Origin of the sequence: Luteibacter sp. (assembly GCF_009912395.1) — a bacterium.
Lineage (GTDB): Bacteria > Pseudomonadota > Gammaproteobacteria > Xanthomonadales > Rhodanobacteraceae > Luteibacter.
In genome coordinates, this window is sequence record NZ_WNDO01000008.1 from 36,688 (window position 1) to 55,315 (window position 18,628).

The 18,628-nt window shown below is 65.8% G+C and carries 16 protein-coding genes; 7 read left to right on the forward strand and 9 right to left on the reverse strand.

The window, feature by feature from the left end:
* Positions 1 to 5: 5 nt before the first annotated feature.
* From GAK28_RS09420 to GAK28_RS09455, 8 genes are read right to left on the reverse strand one after another with little or no spacing between them, the layout of a single operon-like run.
* The gene (locus GAK28_RS09420; protein ID WP_291777654.1) at positions 6 to 773 is read right to left on the reverse strand and encodes a DUF1080 domain-containing protein; all 768 of its coding nucleotides are present in this window, start codon (positions 771 to 773) and stop codon (positions 6 to 8) included.
* 20 nt (positions 774 to 793) lie between these two features.
* Positions 794 to 1,690 carry a TIM barrel protein gene (locus GAK28_RS09425; RefSeq protein ID WP_291777655.1) on the reverse strand — a complete coding sequence of 299 codons (897 nt, stop codon included), beginning with the start codon at positions 1,688 to 1,690 and terminating at the stop codon, positions 794 to 796.
* Positions 1,687 to 2,748 carry a sugar phosphate isomerase/epimerase gene (locus tag GAK28_RS09430; protein WP_291777658.1) on the reverse strand — a complete coding sequence of 354 codons (1,062 nt, stop codon included), beginning with the start codon at positions 2,746 to 2,748 and terminating at the stop codon, positions 1,687 to 1,689. The genes GAK28_RS09425 and GAK28_RS09430 overlap by 4 nt, the downstream gene beginning before the upstream one ends.
* 16 nt (positions 2,749 to 2,764) lie before the next feature.
* Positions 2,765 to 3,355: a gluconate 2-dehydrogenase subunit 3 family protein gene (locus GAK28_RS09435; protein ID WP_291777661.1), complete on the reverse strand. Its 591-nt coding sequence runs from the start codon at positions 3,353 to 3,355 to the stop codon at positions 2,765 to 2,767.
* Positions 3,356 to 3,365: 10 nt separating this feature from the next.
* The gene (locus GAK28_RS09440) at positions 3,366 to 5,057 is read right to left on the reverse strand and encodes a GMC family oxidoreductase (protein ID WP_291777664.1); all 1,692 of its coding nucleotides are present in this window, start codon (positions 5,055 to 5,057) and stop codon (positions 3,366 to 3,368) included.
* Between the two features lie 43 nt (positions 5,058 to 5,100).
* A complete protein-coding gene (locus GAK28_RS09445; protein WP_291777667.1) occupies positions 5,101 to 5,976 on the reverse strand; it encodes a sugar phosphate isomerase/epimerase in 876 nt (291 codons plus the stop codon).
* A gap of 16 nt (positions 5,977 to 5,992) precedes the next feature.
* Positions 5,993 to 7,210, reverse strand: a complete 1,218-nt coding sequence (locus GAK28_RS09450) for a nucleoside permease (protein ID WP_291777670.1) — start codon at positions 7,208 to 7,210, stop codon at positions 5,993 to 5,995.
* The gene (locus GAK28_RS09455; protein ID WP_291777673.1) at positions 7,207 to 8,403 is read right to left on the reverse strand and encodes a Gfo/Idh/MocA family oxidoreductase; all 1,197 of its coding nucleotides are present in this window, start codon (positions 8,401 to 8,403) and stop codon (positions 7,207 to 7,209) included. The genes GAK28_RS09450 and GAK28_RS09455 overlap by 4 nt, the downstream gene beginning before the upstream one ends.
* A 338-nt stretch (positions 8,404 to 8,741) precedes the next feature.
* On the opposite strand from GAK28_RS09455, the gene GAK28_RS09460 reads away from it, so the two are divergent.
* From GAK28_RS09460 to GAK28_RS09490, 7 genes are all read left to right on the forward strand, one after another.
* The gene (locus tag GAK28_RS09460) at positions 8,742 to 9,821 is read left to right on the forward strand and encodes a LacI family DNA-binding transcriptional regulator (RefSeq protein WP_291777676.1); all 1,080 of its coding nucleotides are present in this window, start codon (positions 8,742 to 8,744) and stop codon (positions 9,819 to 9,821) included.
* Between the two features lie 169 nt (positions 9,822 to 9,990).
* Positions 9,991 to 10,824 carry a CheR family methyltransferase gene (locus GAK28_RS09465; protein WP_291777680.1) on the forward strand — a complete coding sequence of 278 codons (834 nt, stop codon included), beginning with the start codon at positions 9,991 to 9,993 and terminating at the stop codon, positions 10,822 to 10,824.
* Complete coding sequence (locus GAK28_RS09470; RefSeq protein ID WP_291777682.1) at positions 10,824 to 11,408, forward strand: chemotaxis protein CheB; 585 nt, start codon at positions 10,824 to 10,826, stop codon at positions 11,406 to 11,408. The genes GAK28_RS09465 and GAK28_RS09470 overlap by 1 nt, the downstream gene beginning before the upstream one ends.
* Before the next feature lie 38 nt (positions 11,409 to 11,446).
* Positions 11,447 to 12,550: a hybrid sensor histidine kinase/response regulator gene (locus tag GAK28_RS09475; protein ID WP_291777685.1), complete on the forward strand. Its 1,104-nt coding sequence runs from the start codon at positions 11,447 to 11,449 to the stop codon at positions 12,548 to 12,550.
* The gene (locus GAK28_RS09480) at positions 12,547 to 12,978 is read left to right on the forward strand and encodes a hypothetical protein (protein ID WP_291777688.1); all 432 of its coding nucleotides are present in this window, start codon (positions 12,547 to 12,549) and stop codon (positions 12,976 to 12,978) included. Before GAK28_RS09475 ends, GAK28_RS09480 begins: the two co-directional genes overlap by 4 nt.
* Positions 12,975 to 13,754: a response regulator gene (locus tag GAK28_RS09485; protein ID WP_291777691.1), complete on the forward strand. Its 780-nt coding sequence runs from the start codon at positions 12,975 to 12,977 to the stop codon at positions 13,752 to 13,754. The genes GAK28_RS09480 and GAK28_RS09485 overlap by 4 nt, the downstream gene beginning before the upstream one ends.
* A gap of 24 nt (positions 13,755 to 13,778) precedes the next feature.
* The gene (locus tag GAK28_RS09490) at positions 13,779 to 17,204 is read left to right on the forward strand and encodes a response regulator (RefSeq protein ID WP_291777694.1); all 3,426 of its coding nucleotides are present in this window, start codon (positions 13,779 to 13,781) and stop codon (positions 17,202 to 17,204) included.
* On the opposite strand, the gene GAK28_RS09495 is transcribed toward GAK28_RS09490, so the two are convergent.
* Entirely contained in the window at positions 17,191 to 18,321 is a 1,131-nt protein-coding gene (locus GAK28_RS09495; protein ID WP_291777697.1) for an endo-1,4-beta-xylanase, read from the reverse strand. The genes GAK28_RS09490 and GAK28_RS09495 overlap by 14 nt on opposite strands.
* Positions 18,322 to 18,628 lie beyond the last annotated feature (307 nt).

The window sequence follows — 18,628 nt, forward strand, 5'->3', positions numbered from 1 at the left end:
GCCGCTCAGTCGAGCGGCCGCACCCAGATATTGCGGAAGCTGATCGGTGCCGACGGATCGCCGTGGGCCTGGAGCTTGATCGGCGCATCCTTGTACGCGTTGTACTTCGGCTTGCCGATGTAGAAGGTCTCGCCGGTCAGTTCCGTGTGGTTCTGCACCAGTACGCCGTTGTGGAACAGGGTGACGTAGGCGGGCGTCTTCGCCTTGCCGTTGGCGGTGAACACGGGGGCCGTCCATACGATGTCGTAGCTCTGCCATTCACCCGGCGGGTGCATGGCGTTGACCAGCGGGGCGGCCTGTTTGTAGACGCTGGCCGCCTGGCCGTTGACGTAGGTGGGGTTCTTCCACGAATCCATGATCTGGATTTCGTAGCCTTCGTCGCCGGGGCCGGTGGAGGCGAGGAACACGCCGCTGTTACCGCGTGCCTGGCCTTCGCCGGTGATGTTCGCGGGCACCTGCCATTCCAGGTGCAGTTGGTAGCTGCCGAAGCGTTGCTTGGTCTGGATGTTGCCGGTGGCCTTGTCGACCGTCAGCACGCCGTCGTGGACCTTCCAGTGGGCGGGGGAGTGATCCTTGGAGGCTTCCCACTTGTCGATGTCATGGCCGTCGAACAGCACGACGGCATCGGAGGGCGGCGCGCTGTCCTGCTTGCCCGGGGCGACGACCTTGGGAACCGGCGCCCATTGCTCGGTCGCCTTGGGATCGGTCTGCGCGATAGCGGTGGTCGCGGCAAGGGCGATCAGGGCGGGGACGATGACGACGCGTGGCTTCATGGATTTCCTTCCGGACAAGGTCATACGGTGCATATCTTGAATGCCTCGGCGAAGGACGCGAACGGGTCGGTTCGTTCCGGCATGAATTCGTGGGCGATGTAGCCCTGGAAGCCCAGGTCGGCGATGGCCTTGGCGATGGCGTGGTAATTCAGCTCCTGGCTGCCGTTGATCTCGTGCCTGCCCGGTACGCCACCGGTGTGGAAGTGTCCGATCCACGCGAGGTTGTCACGGATGGTGCGGATCACGTCGCCTTCCATGATCTGCATATGGTAGATGTCGTAGAGCAGCTTCACATGGGGCGAGTTCACGCCCTTCATCACCGCCACGCCGAACGCCGTGCTATCGCCCTGGTAACCGTGGTGGTCGACCTTGCTGTTGAGCAGTTCCACGCACAGGGTGATGCCGTTCTCGGCGGCGAGGGGGGCGATCTTCGATAGTCCCGCCACGCAGTTGTCCAGCGCCTGGCGTTCGTCGATGCCGTCCTTGCGGTTGCCGAACATGGTGATCATGTTGGTCAGGCCCGCCTTCTTCGCGAGGGGGATGGTCGTTTCCAGCTCCTTCAGCAAGGTGGCGTGGTTGGCTGGATCGTTGAAGCCCATGGCGATGAAGTCGTCGCGGCGCGAGGGGTATCCCATCGTCACGGCCAGGCCATGGTCGGTCACCACGGACCATTCATCGGCGTAGAGCAGGTCGACGCCAGCGAAGCCGATTGCCTTGAGGCGCTTGCATAGCTCGGGCAGTGGCGCCTTGGACGTCCAGCGGCTCAGTGACTGCTTGAGGCGTCCGGGAGAGGCCTTTGCCGGAGCAGGTCGAGATTCCGCCGAGGCGAGCAGTGGAAGGGCGCCGAACGCCGCCGCCGTGCTGGCGAGGCGGCCGATGGCGTGGCGGCGGCCGATATCGGTGGACTTGGTGGTCATGCAGGATCGAGCCCCAGGATGGCGCGGTTGAACGCACGGTCGCTGCCGGTCGAGACGAAGTCGTCGAAGGCGCGTTCGGTGACCTTGATGATGTGGTCGCGGATGAAGATCGCGCCTTCCTTCGCGCCTTGCTGGGCATCCTTGATGCAGCATTCCCATTCGAGCACGGCCCAGCCGGGGTAGTCGTACTGGGCCATCTTGCTGAAGATCGCGCCGAAGTCGATCTGGCCGTCGCCCAGCGAGCGGAAACGTCCCGGACGGTCGATCCAGTTCTGGTAGCCGCCATATACGCCCGAGCGTCCATTGGGGCGGAATTCGGCGTCCTTCACGTGGAAGGCGCGAATGCGTTCGTGGTAGTTGTCGATGAACTGCAGGTAGTCCATCTGCTGCAGGATCATGTGGCTGGGGTCGTAGAGGATGTTCGCACGCGGGTGATGGTCCACCGCGTCGAGGAATCGTTCGAAGGTGGCGCCGTCGTGCAGGTCCTCGCCTGGATGCAGCTCGTAGCAGACGTCGACGCCCGCGTCGTCGAAGGCATCCAGGATGGGACGCCAGCGGCGGCCTAGCTCGGCGAAGGCTTCGTCGACCAGCCCAGCCGGGCGCTGCGGCCACGGATAGAACAGGTGCCAAGCCAGCGCGCCGGAGAACGTGGCGTGCGCGGTCAGGCCGAAGTGCCGGCTCGCGGTGGCGGCCAGCTTGAGTTGGTCCACGGCCCAGGCCTGGCGTGCCTTGACGTCGCCACGCTGCGCCGCGGGCGCGAAGCCGTCGAACAGGCAGTCGAAGGCAGGATGCGAGGCCACCAACTGGCCTTGCAGGTGGGTCGACAGTTCGGTGACTTCCAGCCCGTGGTCGGCCAGCATCCCGGCGATGTCGTCGCAATAGCCCTTGCTCGCCGCCGCCTGCTCCAGGTCGAACAGGCGCCTGTCGTTGGTGGGGATCTGCACGCCCACGAAGCCGAGCGAGGCGGCCCAGCGGGCGATGTCGGGCAAGGTGTTGAACGGCGCCGTGTCGCCCGCGTACTGGGCGAGGAAGATGCCCGGGCCCTTGAGTGTTTTCATGCGCGTGCGCTCCGCATCAGATCCTCAGCTCGGTCTCGACGGCCCACGCCCGGCCGTTGCCGGCCTCGGAAAGCGGGATGTCGGCCTTGTAGCCACCAGGCACCGCGGCGTACTGGAGCACTTGGGTGCAACCCGGCTGGGACATGAAGAAACCGGTCATCGTCAGCTTCTTGGTCATCAAGACGAAGTTGGCGGCCGGTGAGGCGGCGTGGCCCGAGGCGCTGGCCAGCGCCTCGGTGTGCAGCTTCTCCACCAGCGCCTTGCGCTGGGCTTCGTCGAGTTGCAGGAAGGGCTTGCCGCCCGCCTTGTCGAACGCGGCCAGGGCGGCGAGGTAACGCTTCTGGTCGGCCTTGGTGTAGACGTCCTTGAACATCTGGTCGATGAAGAGCGGCACACCCGCGTCGATCGCGCCCGGCGTATCCGTCCGGGGGATCACGATATCGGCCACGGCAGCGATGATCCCGGTTTGCGAGGCGTTGAAGAATCGCGGCGCGGCATCGGGTTTCTGCGAGGCGGCATGGGCTTCCACCACGGCCAGCAGTGAGGGTGCGACGAAGGCGCCCACCGCCAGCGCGGACATGCTTTTCAACCATTCACGACGGTTCATGGCGAGATCCTTAGAGATTGCCGCGCTTGAGTTCTTCGACGGCGTGACTGGCCGCGCGTGCGGTCAGCGCCATATAGGTCAGCGACGGGTTCTGGCAGGCCGACGAGGCCATGCACGAGCCGTCGGTGATGAATACGTTCTTCACCGCGTGCATCTGGTTCCAGCCGTTGAGCACCGAGGTCTTCGGATCGCGACCCATGCGTGCGGTACCCATCTCGTGGATGCCTGCGCCCACGTTGGCCTTGGTCTTGAAGGACTCCACGTTGCGGTAGCCGGCGGCGGTGAGCATTTCCAGCGCGTCGTCGATGATCTCCTTGCCCATCAGGATTTCGTTTTCGCGATGGGCTGCGTCGAAATTCAGCGCGGGCAGGCCGTACTTGTCCTTGACGTGCGGATCCAGTGTGACCAGGTTCTGGTGCGAGGGCAGCATTTCGCCGAAGCCCATCATCGAGATATGCCACGGGCCGGGTTTCTCGGCGGCATGCTTGAGCGCATCGCCGAGCACGGGCTGGTCGGCCAGACGCGTCCAGTCCTCGCGGCTCGCGCCGCCCTGGAAGCCGAAGCCACGCAGGTAGTTACGCTTGTCGTTGCCGATGTTGCGATAGCGCGGAATGTAGAAGCCGTTCGGGCGGCGTCCGGAGTAGTAGCGATCCTCATGGCCTTCGACCAGCGCCCTCGCGCCCGTGCCGAACAGGTGGTCCATGATGTTGTGGCCCACTTCGCCGCTGTCGTTGCCGAAGCCGTTGGGGAAGCGGCTGGACTTGGAGTTCAGCAGGATCTGGGTGGTGCCGAACGTGGAGGCGCACAGGAAGATCACGCGGGCGAAGTACTCGGTCTGGTGACCGGTTTCGGCGTCGAGCACACGCACGCCGGTCGCCTTGCCCTTGTCGTTGTCGTAGATCATCTCGTAGACAATGGCGTTGGGCACGATCGTCATGTTGCCGGTCTTCTCGGCGGCGGGCAGCGTGGACGAATTACTGCTGAAGTAGGCGCCGAACGGACAGCCGCGCATGCACAGGTTGCGGTACTGGCAAGGTGCGCGCTGCGGGCTCTTGTCGTGCTTGAGCGGTGCGGACAGGTTCGCGGTGCGGCCGATGATGAGCTTACGGCCGAGGCTGCCTTGCAGCTTGCCCTGGAAATCCTTCTCGACGCAGTTCAGCTCCATTGGCGGCAGGAAATCGCCGTCCGGCAGTTGCGCGAGATGATCGGTGTTGCCACTGACGCCGATGAAATGCTCGACATAGTCGTACCAGGGCGCGATATCGTCGTAGCGGATCGGCCAGTCCACGCCGACGCCTTCCTTGCCGTTCGCCTCGAAGTCCATGGGGCTGAAACGGTAGCTCTGTCGCCCCCACATCAGCGAGCGGCCGCCGACGTGGTAGCCGCGGAACCAGTCGAAGGGCTTGGTCTCTTCGTAGGGATTGTCGATGTCGTCGGCGAACCAGTGCTTGGTGGACTGGGTGATGCCGTAGAACGAGGGGCGCGTGTGCTTGGGGTAGCGCGCGATGTCTTCGCGCGTGGGCGCGTCGGCATAGGGCAGTTCCCAGGGCGCCTTCATCGCGGTGGGGTACTGGCCGTGCTTGACCATAGGGCCACGTTCGAGGACCAGGGTCTTGAGTCCTTTTTCCGTGAGTTCCTTGGCGGCCCAGCCGCCACTGATACCGGTACCGACGACGATGGCGTCGAACGTGTTCTTTTCCATGCGTGTGCCTTCAGACGAGGTTGCGATCAGGAAAGGGGAGGGGTCAGCGCAACGGGCGCAGGTAGTCGTAGTCGACCCGCGCGGCATCGAGCTGGCTCATGCGGGCGTAGGGACCCTCCTGCTCGACGAAACAATGCTTCAGCCCGGAGGCATCGGCGGCGGCCATGATCGGCTTGTAGTCGATCGTGCCGCGACCCAGCTCGGCACCGGGGTAGTCCTTGGCGCCGCCGGGCAGGAAATCCTTGGCGTGCATGAGGGGAATGCGGCCCGGATTCGCCTTGAAGTAATCGGCGGGATTCTTGCCGCCTACGTGGACCCAGCCGCAGTCCATCTCGAACTGGACGAGCTGGTGGTCGGTTTCCTTCAGCAGCACGTCATAGAAGGTCTGGCCGCCGCCCACGTCGGTGAATTCGAGGTGGTGGTTGTGATACGCATATTGCAGGCCGGCCTTCTTCGCCTTTTCGCCAAGCTGGTTGGCGTAGGCGGCGGTGCGCTTGGCATCGTCGAGCGTGTAGGTGGGGTCGGCCTTGGAGCCCTTTTCCTTCTGCATGATTGACGGCAGCATGCTGCTGACGATGAAGCGCGAGCCCAGCGTATGTGCCGCCTCGATGCCGGCATCGAAGCCCAGGCTGTCGTAGTGCAGGCTGGGCGAGCGCAGCCCGGTTTCGTTGAGCTGGTCGCGCAGCGTCTTCGCCGTGCTGGTGACGATGGCCTCGATTTCCGCGTAGCCGATCTTCTTCAGCGTCTTGAGCGTGCCGATGGGGTCATCCTGGTAGGCATTGAGCACCATGTAGAGCTGGATGCCGAGCGTCTTGCCCTGTGCGGCGGCGGCCAGCAGCCTGCCGGGCGAGCCAAGGGTGAGCCATGCCGCCGTGCCGCATAGGGCGGAGCGGGTCAGGAACTGCCTGCGAGTCATCATGAACGGATCTCCCGGATCAGGTGGGGCGGGGGACGGCCTCGGTGGCCGTTGCCTTGCGGTCCTTGAACAGCAGGACGAACAGCACGAGGACGACGGCGGCGCATGCGCCGGCGATCATCCAGATGGCGTGCCAGTCGTGCGTGGTGACGCCCTGCGCGTTCGTGCTCGAATAGGTGTCGACCACCACGCCCGACAGCCACGAGCCGACGAACATGCCCAGGCCGTAGGTGAGGAAGGTGATCAAGCCCTGGGTCGCGGCACGCAGTGCAAAAGGCGCCTCGCGATCGATGTAGATCTGGCCGACGACGAAGAAGAAGTCGAAGCAGATACCGTGCAGGATGATGCCGAGCCAGAGCATCCACATGAGGTCACCGGTGCCGCCGAAGGCGAACATGGCGTAGCGGATCACCCAGGCCAGCATGCCCACGGCCAGCATGTACTTCACGCCAAGGCGGCGGAAGAACCAGGGGATGAGCAGCATGCAGAGCAGTTCCGACATCTGTCCGCCGGTCATCTTGCCGGCCGCGTTGACCACGCCCACCTCGTTGAGGAACAGGTTGGTGAACGCGTAGTAGAACTGCAGCGGGATGCAGATCAGGAACGAGGCCAGCGCGAACACGGCCATCGAGCGGTCGCGCAGCAGGTGCAGGGATTCCAGCGGAAGCGCATGGCGCATCGTGAAACGCTGCTGGTTGGCCAGGGGTGGCGTGGAGGGCAGGGTGAAGCAGTAGACAGCCATCACGATCGACAAGCCGGCCGCGAGATGCAGTGGCGACGACGTGGCTTCCACGCCCAGCGCGCCGACGATCAGGCCGACCACGATCCAGCCGATGGTGCCGAACACGCGGATCGCGCTGAACTCTTCCTGCGGATCGTGGATGTGGCGCATCGCCAGGGAGGTGGTGAGTGCCAGCGTCGGCATGTAGCAGAGGCTATAGGCCAGCAGGGTGGTGTAGAGGATCCCGAAGGAGCTTTGCTGCGCGGCAACCACCAGCAGGACGGCACCGATGACATGCAGGATCGCGAGCACCCGCCGGGTGTCGAAGAGTCGGTCGGCGAGCAGGCCGACGAACAAGGGGGAAATCATCGCGCCGATGGCGGTGGTGCCCGCGACCGCGCCGATTTCCGTGCCGCTGAAATGCAGCGTCTTGCCGAGCCAGGTGCCTACCGTGACGTACCAGGCGCCCCAGATGGCGTATTCGAACAGCATCATCATTCTAAGGCGCCATTTCATCCCCGTTTCCCCTTTGCGCGTCGTGGTTCGAGAAAGTCGTCGACCGGTTGCCACGCGCCGCCGGCGGCATGGCTTTTCAGCATCGCGTCGATCACCAGGCTGTTGCGGTACCCGTCGGCGAAGGTGGGCAGTGCGGTGGGCCGGGTATCGGGTGTGCCACCTCGTCCGATCCATGCGTAGGCATCGGCGATGAGGTTGCGAAAGGCGTCCGCCCAGGCTTCCGGATGGCCGGCGGGCAGGTGGGCGTAACCACGCGCGGCGGGATCGAGCAGCGCGGGATCGCGCGTGAGCACCGTGTTCGCTTTCGCGTGGTGGCCGATCCACAAATCGTTGGGCTGTTCCTGGCGCCATGCCAGGGAGGCGAGTCGCCCGCTGACCTCCAGGCGCAAATCGTTCTTGTGGCCGGGCAGCACCTGGCCGACGGTGACGCAGCCACGTGCACCGTTGTCGAAGCGCAACAGCACGCTGGCAAGGTCTTCGCTGGTGATCTTCACCTTGCGTCGCGCGGTCTTGTCGCCGGTACCGGCGAATGCCTTGGCCGAGGCGGCCGGCGCCTCGCGGGTCGGCACCGCCGTGTGCAGGTCGGCCAGCACGGCGACGATGCGCGCGCCCGTGACGTGTTCGGCCAGGTCGCACCAGTGCGAGCCGATATCGCCCAGCGCGGAGCTGGCACCGCCACGCTTCGGATCGAGTCGCCACGAATAGGCGCGCTCGTCGGTGAGCCAGTCCTGGAGGTAGCAGCCGTGTACGAAGACGGTCGGGCCGAGCTTGCCCTTGGCGATCATCGCGCGCGCCTGCTGCACGAGCGGGTAGCCGCGGTAATTGAAGGTGACGACGTGCGCGACCCCGGCATCGCGCGCGGCCTCGTACAGTTCGCGCGCTTCCTGCGTGGTGCTGGCCAGCGGCTTGTCGGAGATGACGTGTTTGCCGGCACGCAGCGCCGCCAAAGACACCTCGCGATGCAAGTGATTGGGCGTGGTGTTGTGCACGACCTGGATGGCCGGGTCGGCGAGCAGTTCACGGTAGCCGGGATAGGCGTGGGCCACACCCAGCTCGCGCGCTCGCTTGCGGGCGGATTCGAGGCTGGAGCCCGCGATGCCGACGACCTCGACATGACCGAGTCGACGTACGGCATCGAGATGGTGGGCAGCGATGAAGCCGGGGCCGACAAGACCCATGCCGAGCTTCTTCATCGGATCGTCGCCGTGGCGCTGGTCGTCGTGGACTGGCGTGCCATCTCCCCTCCGCTATCCCGGACTGAAATGTATTCGATTACATTTCTCGGGACGCTCGCATTGGCTGTATCGGTAGTGTGCGGTTTGCTTCGACACGCCCGAATCCCCATCGATGCGCGTCGCTAAATGTGGCAGTGTATGTAGCAGATGTCGAAACGCGTTTGCAACGATTTAATGTAATCCATTACATTGCACTGCACAAAAAACGACGGGCCGTTCGAGGCCCTCACGATGATCGCGGATGCCGCCGGCTGGTATCGTCCGCGACACCACGGCGATCACGGAGATAAAAGCGGGTGAACGAGGAGGGATCCAGGCGCAAGAAGCGGGACGGTAACGGCGTGCGGGCGAATGCTGCGCCGCAAACCGGACGCGTCCGTACGGTGAAGGAGATCGCTGCCGCCGCCGAGGTGTCGGTGGCGACCGTGTCGCGTGCGCTGCAACGTCCCGAACTGGTCAGCGAGGGCACCCGCCAGCGCATCCAGGAGGTCGTGAAGCGCCTGGGCTACACGCCCAACGCGCTGGCCCGCAACCTGCGTACGTCGCGCACGCGCCTGATCGTGGCCTTGCTGCCCGACATCGCCAACCCGTTCTTCTCGGAGGTGATCCGCGGCATCGAGCAGGTGGCGCACGAGAATGGCTACTCGGTGTTGCTGGGCGAGACGCAGAGCAGCCTCGTGCGCGAACAGGCCTATGCCGACATGGTCGCGGCCCGCCAGGCCGACGGCATCATCACCATGGCCCATCGCGTCCCCGCGATCCCCATCGACGGCCGTCTGCCCGTGGTCAACGCGTGCGAGTACGTCAAGGACAAGGCGATCTCCAGCGTCTATATCGATAACGTCGCGGCGGCCGGGGCCGCCGTGGATTACCTCGTGGCGCTGGGGCACCGGGACATCGCCTTCATCGCGGGCCCGGCGACAAGCCCGATCTGCGTGGATCGCGAGCAGGGCTATCGCCTGGCGCTGCAGAAGGCGGATATCGCGATGAATCCGGCCCTGACTGTGGTCGGCGACTTCTCGATCGAGGCGGGCGAACGCGCCATCGACCTGCTGTTGTCGCAGGAACCGACCTTCAGCGCGGTGTTCTGCTCCAACGACGAGATGGCGATCGGTGCGATGCGCGCGCTGGCCGCGCGAGGCCTGCGCGTTCCCGAGGACGTCTCCGTGGTCGGCTTCGACGATATCCGCTACTCGCGCTACACCACGCCGGCGCTGACCACCATCGCCCAGCCGAAGAACGCGCTGGGCAGGGAGGCGATGAGCATGATGATCGAGCTGCTGAACGACCCCGAAGTGCCCGCACGCAAGCGGGTGCTCTCTGCCGACCTGGTGGTGCGCGGCTCCACCGCGCCGCGGGCCGGCGTTCGGCGCTGACCGGCCGAGGGTTCGGACTCCACAATTCCTTCACATGGCAATTCGGTTAAATTCACGGCTGCCATTTCTGCGTCATTTCCATGGAATCCATCCCCAGGGCTTGCTCCCACGCCGTCCCCTGTGACGCCCTTCGGGCGTCGTTCGCCCGTGGGCCGAGAGCGGCCGTACGGTGACCGACGAGTCGACGCATCTTTTTGACCTGGAACTGAAGCTTCTGCTCGAGGCCGTGTACCTGCGCTACCACTACGACTTCCGGGGGTACGCGATCAGCTCGCTCCGGCGTCGCGTGCGCCACGCCATGACCCGGTTCGACTGCGCCCGGGTGAGCGACCTGCAACACCGGATCATCCATGAGCCGACGTTCTTCGCCGAGGCCATCCAGTACTTCACCGTGCAGGTCTCGGAGATGTTCCGCGACCCGGACTATTTCCGCGCCCTGCGGGAAGAGGTGGTGCCGGTGCTGACCACGTACCCGTCGATCAAGATCTGGGTGGCCGGGTGCAGCAGTGGCGAAGAGGTCTGGTCGCTGGCGATCCTGCTCGCCGAGGAAGGCCTGCTGGAGCGTTCGGTGATCTACGCCACCGACATCAACCCGGATGCGCTCGTGAAGGCGGAGCAGGGCACGTACCGCGTGGAGCGGATGGCCCAGTTCAGCCGCAACTACGTGGCGGCCGGCGGGCGCGGCTCGCTGTCGGATTACTACACCTCGGCCTATGGCAACGCGGTGTTCAACCGCCGGCTGACCCGCCAGGTGGTGTTTGCCGACCACAGCCTCGCCACCGACTCGGTGTTCTCCGAGGTGCACTTGGTGTCGTGCCGCAACGTGCTCATCTATTTCAACCGCGAGCTCCAGGACCGGGCCGTGGGCCTGTTCTCCGACGCCTTGATCCGCAAGGGATTCCTGGGGCTCGGCAGCAAGGAGTCCTTGCAGTTCGGCGCGCACGCGTCGATGTTCGACACCTTCGTGCCCGCGCAGCGCATCTACCAGCGTAAGGCCTCCTGATGTCGGGCCACGACCTTCCCGCGGCACTGGACGCCATCGTCATCGGCGCCTCGGCGGGAGGCGTGCAGGCGCTGCGGGTGCTGCTCGCCAGCCTGCCGGTCGGGTTCGCGCCCGCCGTGTTCGTGGTCCAGCACATTCCCCGGGATCGGCCGAGCCTGCTGGTCGAGCTATTCGGCCACGTCTGTGCGTTGCCGGTGGTGGAGGCCGAGGACAAGCAGCCCATCCAGGGCGGCCGGATCGTGTTCGCGCCGCCGGACTACCATCTGTTGATCGAGGACCGCACGGCCGTGGCGCTGTCGCTGGACGAAGTGGTGCGATACTCCCGGCCCTCGATCGACGTGCTGTTCGAATCGGCCGCCGCGGCGTTCGACGCGAACCTGCTGGCGATTCTGCTGACCGGTGCGAACGAGGACGGCGCGGAAGGCGTTGCCGCCGTGCGCCGGGCCGGCGGGAAGGCCTGGGTGCAGTGCCCGAGCGAGGCGGAATCGCCCACGATGCCCGAATCGGCCCTGGCCCTGGGCGGGGCGGATGCGATATTGCGCCTGGATGCGATGTGCCAACGGCTTCAGGGGAGGCCACAGTGAGCTTTATCATAGGCAGTCCTGCTACCGTTGCCCGGCCCATGCGCACCACCCACATCCTGATCGTCGACGACATCCCCCAGAACCTCACGGCGATGGAGGCGTTGCTGGCGCAGGACGGGGTGACCCTGCTCACCGCGTCTTCGGGCGCGCAGGCGCTGGAGTTGCTGCTTCAGTACGACGTGGCCCTGGCGCTGCTCGACGTGCAGATGCCGGAGATGGATGGCTTCACGCTGGCCGAACTGATGCGCGGATCCTCGCGCACGCGGCACGTGCCCATCATGTTCCTGACCGCCTCGCCGGACGATCCGGCACGTTCGTTCAAGGGCTACGAGACCGGCGCGGTGGATTTTCTCCATAAGCCCATCGAGCCCCGCGTGATCCTGGGCAAAGTCAGCGTTTTCATCCAGCTGCATCGGCAGCGCCTGGAACTGGAACGCCGCAACGAGCAACTGGAGCGCGCGCTGGAACTCAACCAGACCATGATGGCCGTGCTGACGCACGACCTGCGCACGCCGTTGTCCGCAATCACGCTGTGCGCAGACCGGTTGATCGACGAGACGGAGGGCTCGCCGCTGAAGCGCACCGCGTCCTTCGTCCAGACCAGCGCCGCGCGCATGTCGCGCATGATCGAGCAGATGCTCGATTTCTCGCGTATTCGTTCTGCGACGTTGGTGGTGGACCCGCAGGCCGCCGACCTTGGCGAGGTTTGCGACGAGGTGGTGGCCGAGACCCGCCGGGCCCATCCGGGCCGGACGATCTCCCTGTCGACGGCGGGCGACCTGCGCGGCAGCTTCGACGTGGTGCGCATGGGCCAGGTGGTGGGCAACCTGCTGGGCAATGCCGTGCAGCATGGCGAAGGTGCGGAAATCTCGGTCCACGCGGACGGTACGCGCGCCGACGTGCTGGCGTTCTCGGTGCGCAACGCGGGGCGCATTCCCGATGCATTGCTGCCCCGGTTGTTCGAACCGTTCAAGGGCGCGTTCAACCCCAGCACCGGCCTCGGGCTGGGTTTGTATATCGTCGACCAGTTCGTGCGCGCCCATGATGGCGGCGTGCATGCGGAGAACAGCGAATCCGGCGTCCGCTTCGAGGTGCAACTGCCTCGCCGTCGGAAGACAGCCCTCGACCGGGAAGTCTCGTGAGCCAGGGAGTGTCGTTGCAGGGGCGGACGATCCTGATCGCCGAGGACGATCCGCTTATCGGCGTCCTGCTCAAGGAAATGCTGGAAGAGGCCGGTGCGTCGGTGGCCGGGCCGTTTCCTTCCACTGCTGCGGCCCGACAGGCCATGGCGGGCGACATGCGGTTGGACGCCGCGCTGCTCGACGTGAACCTGGCGGACGGCGACGTCTATCCCTTCGCCGCCGACCTGCAACAGGCCGGTGTTCCCTACGCGCTGTTCTCGGCGGCAGGACCCGAACACATGCCGCCGGTGCTGAGGCCCCGCATGTTCATCCAGAAGCCGGCCCCGTTCCGCGAGATCCTCGCCGCGTTGAACGAGATGCTGGACGCCGTGCCCTGCACGACCTCGTGCCACGAGGTGCCGATGGGCATGGAGCGACGGACATCGTGAACACGTTCGGTGGCTTCTTCAACGGCGACGTTACGGGCACGACGCCCACGCGCTATCCCCGCATCGTCGGCTTCGAGGTGCCCCCGCTCAAGACCAAGGTCGACGTGATCCGCGACGCGCCGATCGTCGCATTGCTCGACGAGGCGCCTTCGATCGATTGGATCCACGCCTTCAACCTCCAGGTCGCAGGGTTGAAGGGCGAGCTTGGTCTGGCCGAGGTGTCGATCGAAGGGCATCGCATCTTTTTCTTCGGCTCCACCGCGAACGGACGCCGCCTGGCGGAGGCGGTGCGCACGCTCGTGGCCCAGGTGTCCCAGCTCATCATGGACAGCCGCCTGGACAGTCGTGCCGCAAGCCCCCGCGGCGATATGCCCCCTGTACGCCACGACGCGGCGCCTGCCGCCTCGCTGGGCACCGTGCTCGTGGTGGAGGACGACGAGATCCTTCGTACTCTCGCGTGCGAAGCTTTGAACGGCGCGGGCTGGCGCACCCGGGAAGCCGCGGACGCGAACGCCGCGCTGGCGCTGCTCGCGACGGAAGCGGTGGACGCGGTGTTCACCGACGTGGACATGCCCGGCGGCATGGACGGCCTGGCGCTTGCCGACGACATCTTCCATCGCTGGCCCTCAATCGGGCTCGTGGTGACCTCGGGCCGTTACTCGGTCGATGCCAGTCGCGTGCCGCGTGGTGGTGTCTTCCTCTCCAAACCGTATCAACGTCGACAACTGCTCGCTGTCGTCGATCTCGTCACCCATGCGGATTCATCCCGTTCCTGATCGCTTTACCGACCCTGGCCTCCCATGACCTCCAACCCGAAGCCCCGCCCGCCACGCCGCACCCGTGCCGATCTGCGCACCCTGGTCGCGCTGGGCATCGTCATCGTGTTCTTCATTTGCAGCGGCTTGCTGGCCGCCGCGAATATCCGGACCATCCGTGACGACAACAGCCTGGTCATCCGCTCGCAGGAGACGGTAGGCGCGCTGGGCGACATCCTGTCGAGCGTGCAGGACGCGGAAACCGGGCAGCGCGGCTTCCTGCTGACCGGCAATGATCGCTATCTGGAGCCTTACCGCAACGCGCTGGGCATCATTCCCGCACGATTGGATGCCATCGGAAGCGCGGTGGCCGGCGACGCGGCGCAGTCGATGCGCCTGCGCGAGATGCGCGCGCGCATCCAGGACAAGCTGGAAGAGCTGCGCGAAACGATCGAGCTTCGGCGCAGCCGCGGGTTGGACGCGGCGCTGGGCATCGTGAACTCGGATCGCGGCAAGGCGGCCATGGACGATATCCGTGCCCGCCTGACGTCGATGCGCGCTGCCGAGTACGACCAGCGCGCGAAGCGCCTGGCGGAAATGGAGACCGCGTACAGCACGGCCTGGACCTCGGGTGGTGCGAGCGCGTTGCTGGGTATCGGCCTGACGTTCTTCGTCGGCGTCATGATCCGGCGCAACTCGGCGGCCCGTGAACGTGACGCCTGGCTTCAGGCCGGGCGTCTTGAACTCGGCGCCGCGATGGCCGGCGACAAGGACATGGGTGAGCTGTCGGGACTCATCCTGTCGTTCCTCGCACGCTTCCTGCGCGCCGAGGCGGGTGTGCTGTTCACGCCGACCACGACAGGATTCGATCGCTCGGGTGCCGTCGGTGTCGCACCGGACGATGCCGACGGCGAAAGTCGTCCGCAGGGCAGCCTGCTGAGCCGCGCGGTCGAGGAGCGACGCGTGGTGGTGGTCTCCGATGTGCCCGAGACGTATTTCCAGGTGGGTTCGGGGCTGGGCAAGGCACCGCCGCGCCACCTCGTGATCGCTCCGGCGGTCAGCGACGGCCAGGTGCAGGGCGTGCTGGAGCTGGGATTCTTCCATGCGGTCGATGCCGAAGTCGTCGAACTGCTGGAACAGGCCTCGCCAGCCATCGCCATCGCCCTGCGCTCGGCGGCCTATCGCGCCGAGCTGTCGCGCCTGCTGGAAGAAACCCTTCGTCAATCCGAGACGCTGCAAACGCAAGGCGAGGAGCTGCGCGTCTCGAACGAGGAACTGGAAGAACAGAGCAGGGCGCTGCGCGAATCGCAGCAGGAGCTGGAATCGCAACAGGCCGAACTCGAACAGACCAACGCCCACTTGGCGGGTCAATCGCAGCAGCTCGAAGCGCAGCGCGACGAACTGGCCCTGGCGAACGAGGCCATCGAGGCGAAGGCACGCGAGGTGCAGCGCTCCAGCCAGTACAAGTCCGAGTTCCTGGCCAACATGAGCCACGAGCTGCGTACGCCGCTGAATTCGGCGCTCATCCTTTCCAAGCTGCTTGCGGACAACACGCCCGGCAACCTGACGGACGAGCAGGTGAAGTTCGCCCGCACGATCCACACCTCGGGCAACGACCTGCTGACACTCATCAACGACATCCTCGACCTGTCCAAGATCGAGGCCGGCCATATCGAGGTGCGTGGCGAGCCGTTCGAAACGAAGGGCCTGCTCGACGACCTGTCCGCCCTGTTCGCGCCGGTCGCCAACGAAAAGGGCCTGGCGCTGAACATCGCTCCCTCGTCGGATTGCCCGGCCTTCCTGGAAAGTGATCGCCTGCGCATCGAGCAGGTGCTCAAGAACCTGTTGTCCAACGCGCTGAAGTTCACCGAGGCCGGCAGCGTGACGCTCGCCGCACGCGCCGGCGAACGCGGCACCGTGGTCTTCTCGGTCACCGACACGGGCATCGGCATCGCGACGGAGCAGCAGTCGCGCATCTTCGACGCCTTCCAGCAGGCGGATGGCTCGATCAGTCGTCGCTACGGCGGCACGGGCCTCGGCCTGTCCATCTCGCTGGAGCTGGCGCGTCTGCTCGGCGGCGATATCTCGGTCGCCAGCGACCCGGGCCACGGCAGTACGTTCTCCCTCGAGGTGCCCGTGCGCCTCGTGCCGGGTGTGCCGGTGGTCGCGAAGGCGCCTGCGCCAGCGGTGCGTCCAATGTCGCGCCCGATCGCTGCGCCGATGCCGGTCCTGCCGGTGCCGGCCGCGCCCGTCCTGCCGGCGGCCGCGCCGGGCGATACGCGACACCTCATCCTTGTCATCGAGGACGACCGTACGTTCGCGGAGATCGTGAGTAACCTTGCGGTCGAGATGGGTTTCCGCACGGTCACGGTCTCGACCGGTGCCGAAGCCCTCGCCGCGGCCCGTGAGCACCTGCCGCATGCCATCGTGCTGGACATCGGCCTGCCGGACCAATCCGGTCTTTCCGTGCTCGATATCCTCAAGCACGACGTGCGTACCCGTCATATCCCGATCCACGTCGTGTCGGGCGAGGATCATGCGCGCACGGCGCTGTCGCTCGGCGCCGTCGGCTACCTCGTGAAGCCGACCACGCGCGAGGAACTGGCCCGCGTGCTCGACTCGCTGGAAGCACGGCTTTCCCAGACCCCACGTCGCGTGCTGGTGGTGGAGGACGACGCGGTGCAGCTCGACGCGATCCGTCACCTGCTGGCCTCGGCGGACGTCGAGACGGTGGGTGCGGCGACGGCGGCCGACTGCCTGTCGTTGCTGCAGCACCAGACCTTCGACTGCATGGTGCTCGACCTCTCGCTGCCGGATACCTCCGGTTTCGCGTTGCTCGAAACCTTGAGCAACCAGGAGACGTATGCGTTCCCGCCGGCCATCGTCTACACCGGTCGCGTGCTGTCCACCGCCGAGGAGGAGCGCCTGAGGCGCTATTCCAGCTCCATCATCATCAAGGGCGCGCGTTCGCCCGAGCGCCTGCTCGACGAGGTGACGCTGTTCCTGCACCGGGTCATCGCCGAGCTGCCAGAGGCGCAGCAGGACATGATCCGCGCCGCCCTCAACCGCGATGGGACGCTTGAAGGGCGGCGCATCCTGCTGGTCGAGGACGATGTGCGCAACGTGTACGCGTTGATGAGCGTGCTGGAACCGCATGGCTGCGAGGTCACCATCGCCCGCAATGGCCAGGAGGCCATCGACGCCCTCAACGCCACGCTGGGCGATACGGGCCCGGGGATCGACCTGGTGCTGATGGACATCATGATGCCGGTCAAGGATGGCCTGACGGCGACCCGCGAGATCCGCGAAAACCCGCGCTTCGCCAACCTGCCGATCATCGCGCTCACCGCCAAGGCGATGCCCGACGACCAGCAGCAGTGCCTCCAGGCCGGTGCGAACGACTACGTCGCCAAGCCGCTGGATGTGGACAAGCTGCTTTCGCTGATCCGCGTGTGGCTTACCGCGCCGTAAGGCGCGGCAGGCCGGGGTAGTGTGGTGCGCGCTCGAGGCAGTGCGCCACCGCCCAACTGGCGGGCTTCAATGCCCCTTGGCGACCGAAGGCGAGGGGCGCCCGAGCCAGCGCGCCCTCCGGCGTCGCGCCGATCCGGCGCGGGTTCTCGGGGTCCCACACGCCCCAGGTGAGGACGGCGGATGCCGCCTTGGTGTCCAGCACGAGATCGAGGTAGCGTTTGTAGGTCGCGGCCACGGCAGCATCGCCATCCGCGTGCGCGTCGATCTGGCTGTCGTCGACGTCCAGCTCGGTGACGTACACCGCCATGTCGAGGTCGCGGATGGCCTGGATGAATCGGGACAAGCCAGCCCCGAGACGGTTCGCATCGCCGGCCCGCAGATGGGACTGCAACCCCACCGCATGGATGGGCACGCCGCGATGGCGCAAATCGCGCAGCATAGCCAGCACCGCGCCGCGCTTGCGTTCGGACGAGGGTGAGTCGGTTTCCAGGCCGTAATCGTTGTAGCAGAGGATGGCCTGAGGATCGGCGTCGTGCGCGGCGCGATAGGCGATCTCCACGTAACGGGCTCCCAGCATCCGGTACCAGAATCCGTTGCGCAGGTCGCCGGGTTGCCCATCCCCGGGTTCGATGGCCTCGTTGACGACGTCCCAGGACACCATCTGGCCACGGTAATGTCCCATGACCGATCGGATGTGAGCGATGAGCGTGGCCTCGGCGTCGTCGCGTGGAACGTTCTTCAGCCAGTCGGGCAGCGCCCGGTGCCAGCAGAGCGTATGTCCCCGCACGCGCTGGCCATGGCTGCGCGCGAACGCGACCAGTTCGTCCACCGGACCGAAGTTGAAGCGGTCGGGGGCAGGGTGGACCTGTGCCCATTTCAGCGCGTTCTCAGGCACCAGCAGGTTGGCCTGCCGAGCGACGAAGTTGCGGTAGGCCTCATCTGCGCCGATACGGGCGGGGTCGACCGCGAAACCGAACGACATGTCCTTGTCCGCGGCCAGTTGGCGCAGCGGTGTGAAGTCGTCGGCTGCGTTTGCCAGCGTGATGCGCCCCAATGACGCCAGAGCGAGGCCTTGCAGGGTGCCCTTGAGGAAGTGGCGGCGGGGGTGTGATGTCATCGGGTCAGGCCAGGGGCAGGGTCTGGACGTCACCATAATGCTATCGCTGTCGCACAGGTTTACTGGATCGTGACCGCCGGAACTTGCGACCCTTTTGCTCGCGGAGCGATGGGCATGACAGCATTTTTGTCTCGAAGTGCCTGCCGCCGGCGATGGAAATAAGCGGGATGCTTATGATTATTTCGTATAAGCATAGTTCGTTTGGCTATGGGGTTTTCCCTTTGTCCGGGACCTCCGTTACGCGATTTTCCCGCTATGTGCCGGCCAGGTAAGGCAAAACATGCGGAAGCCGCGTTCGATGACGTCG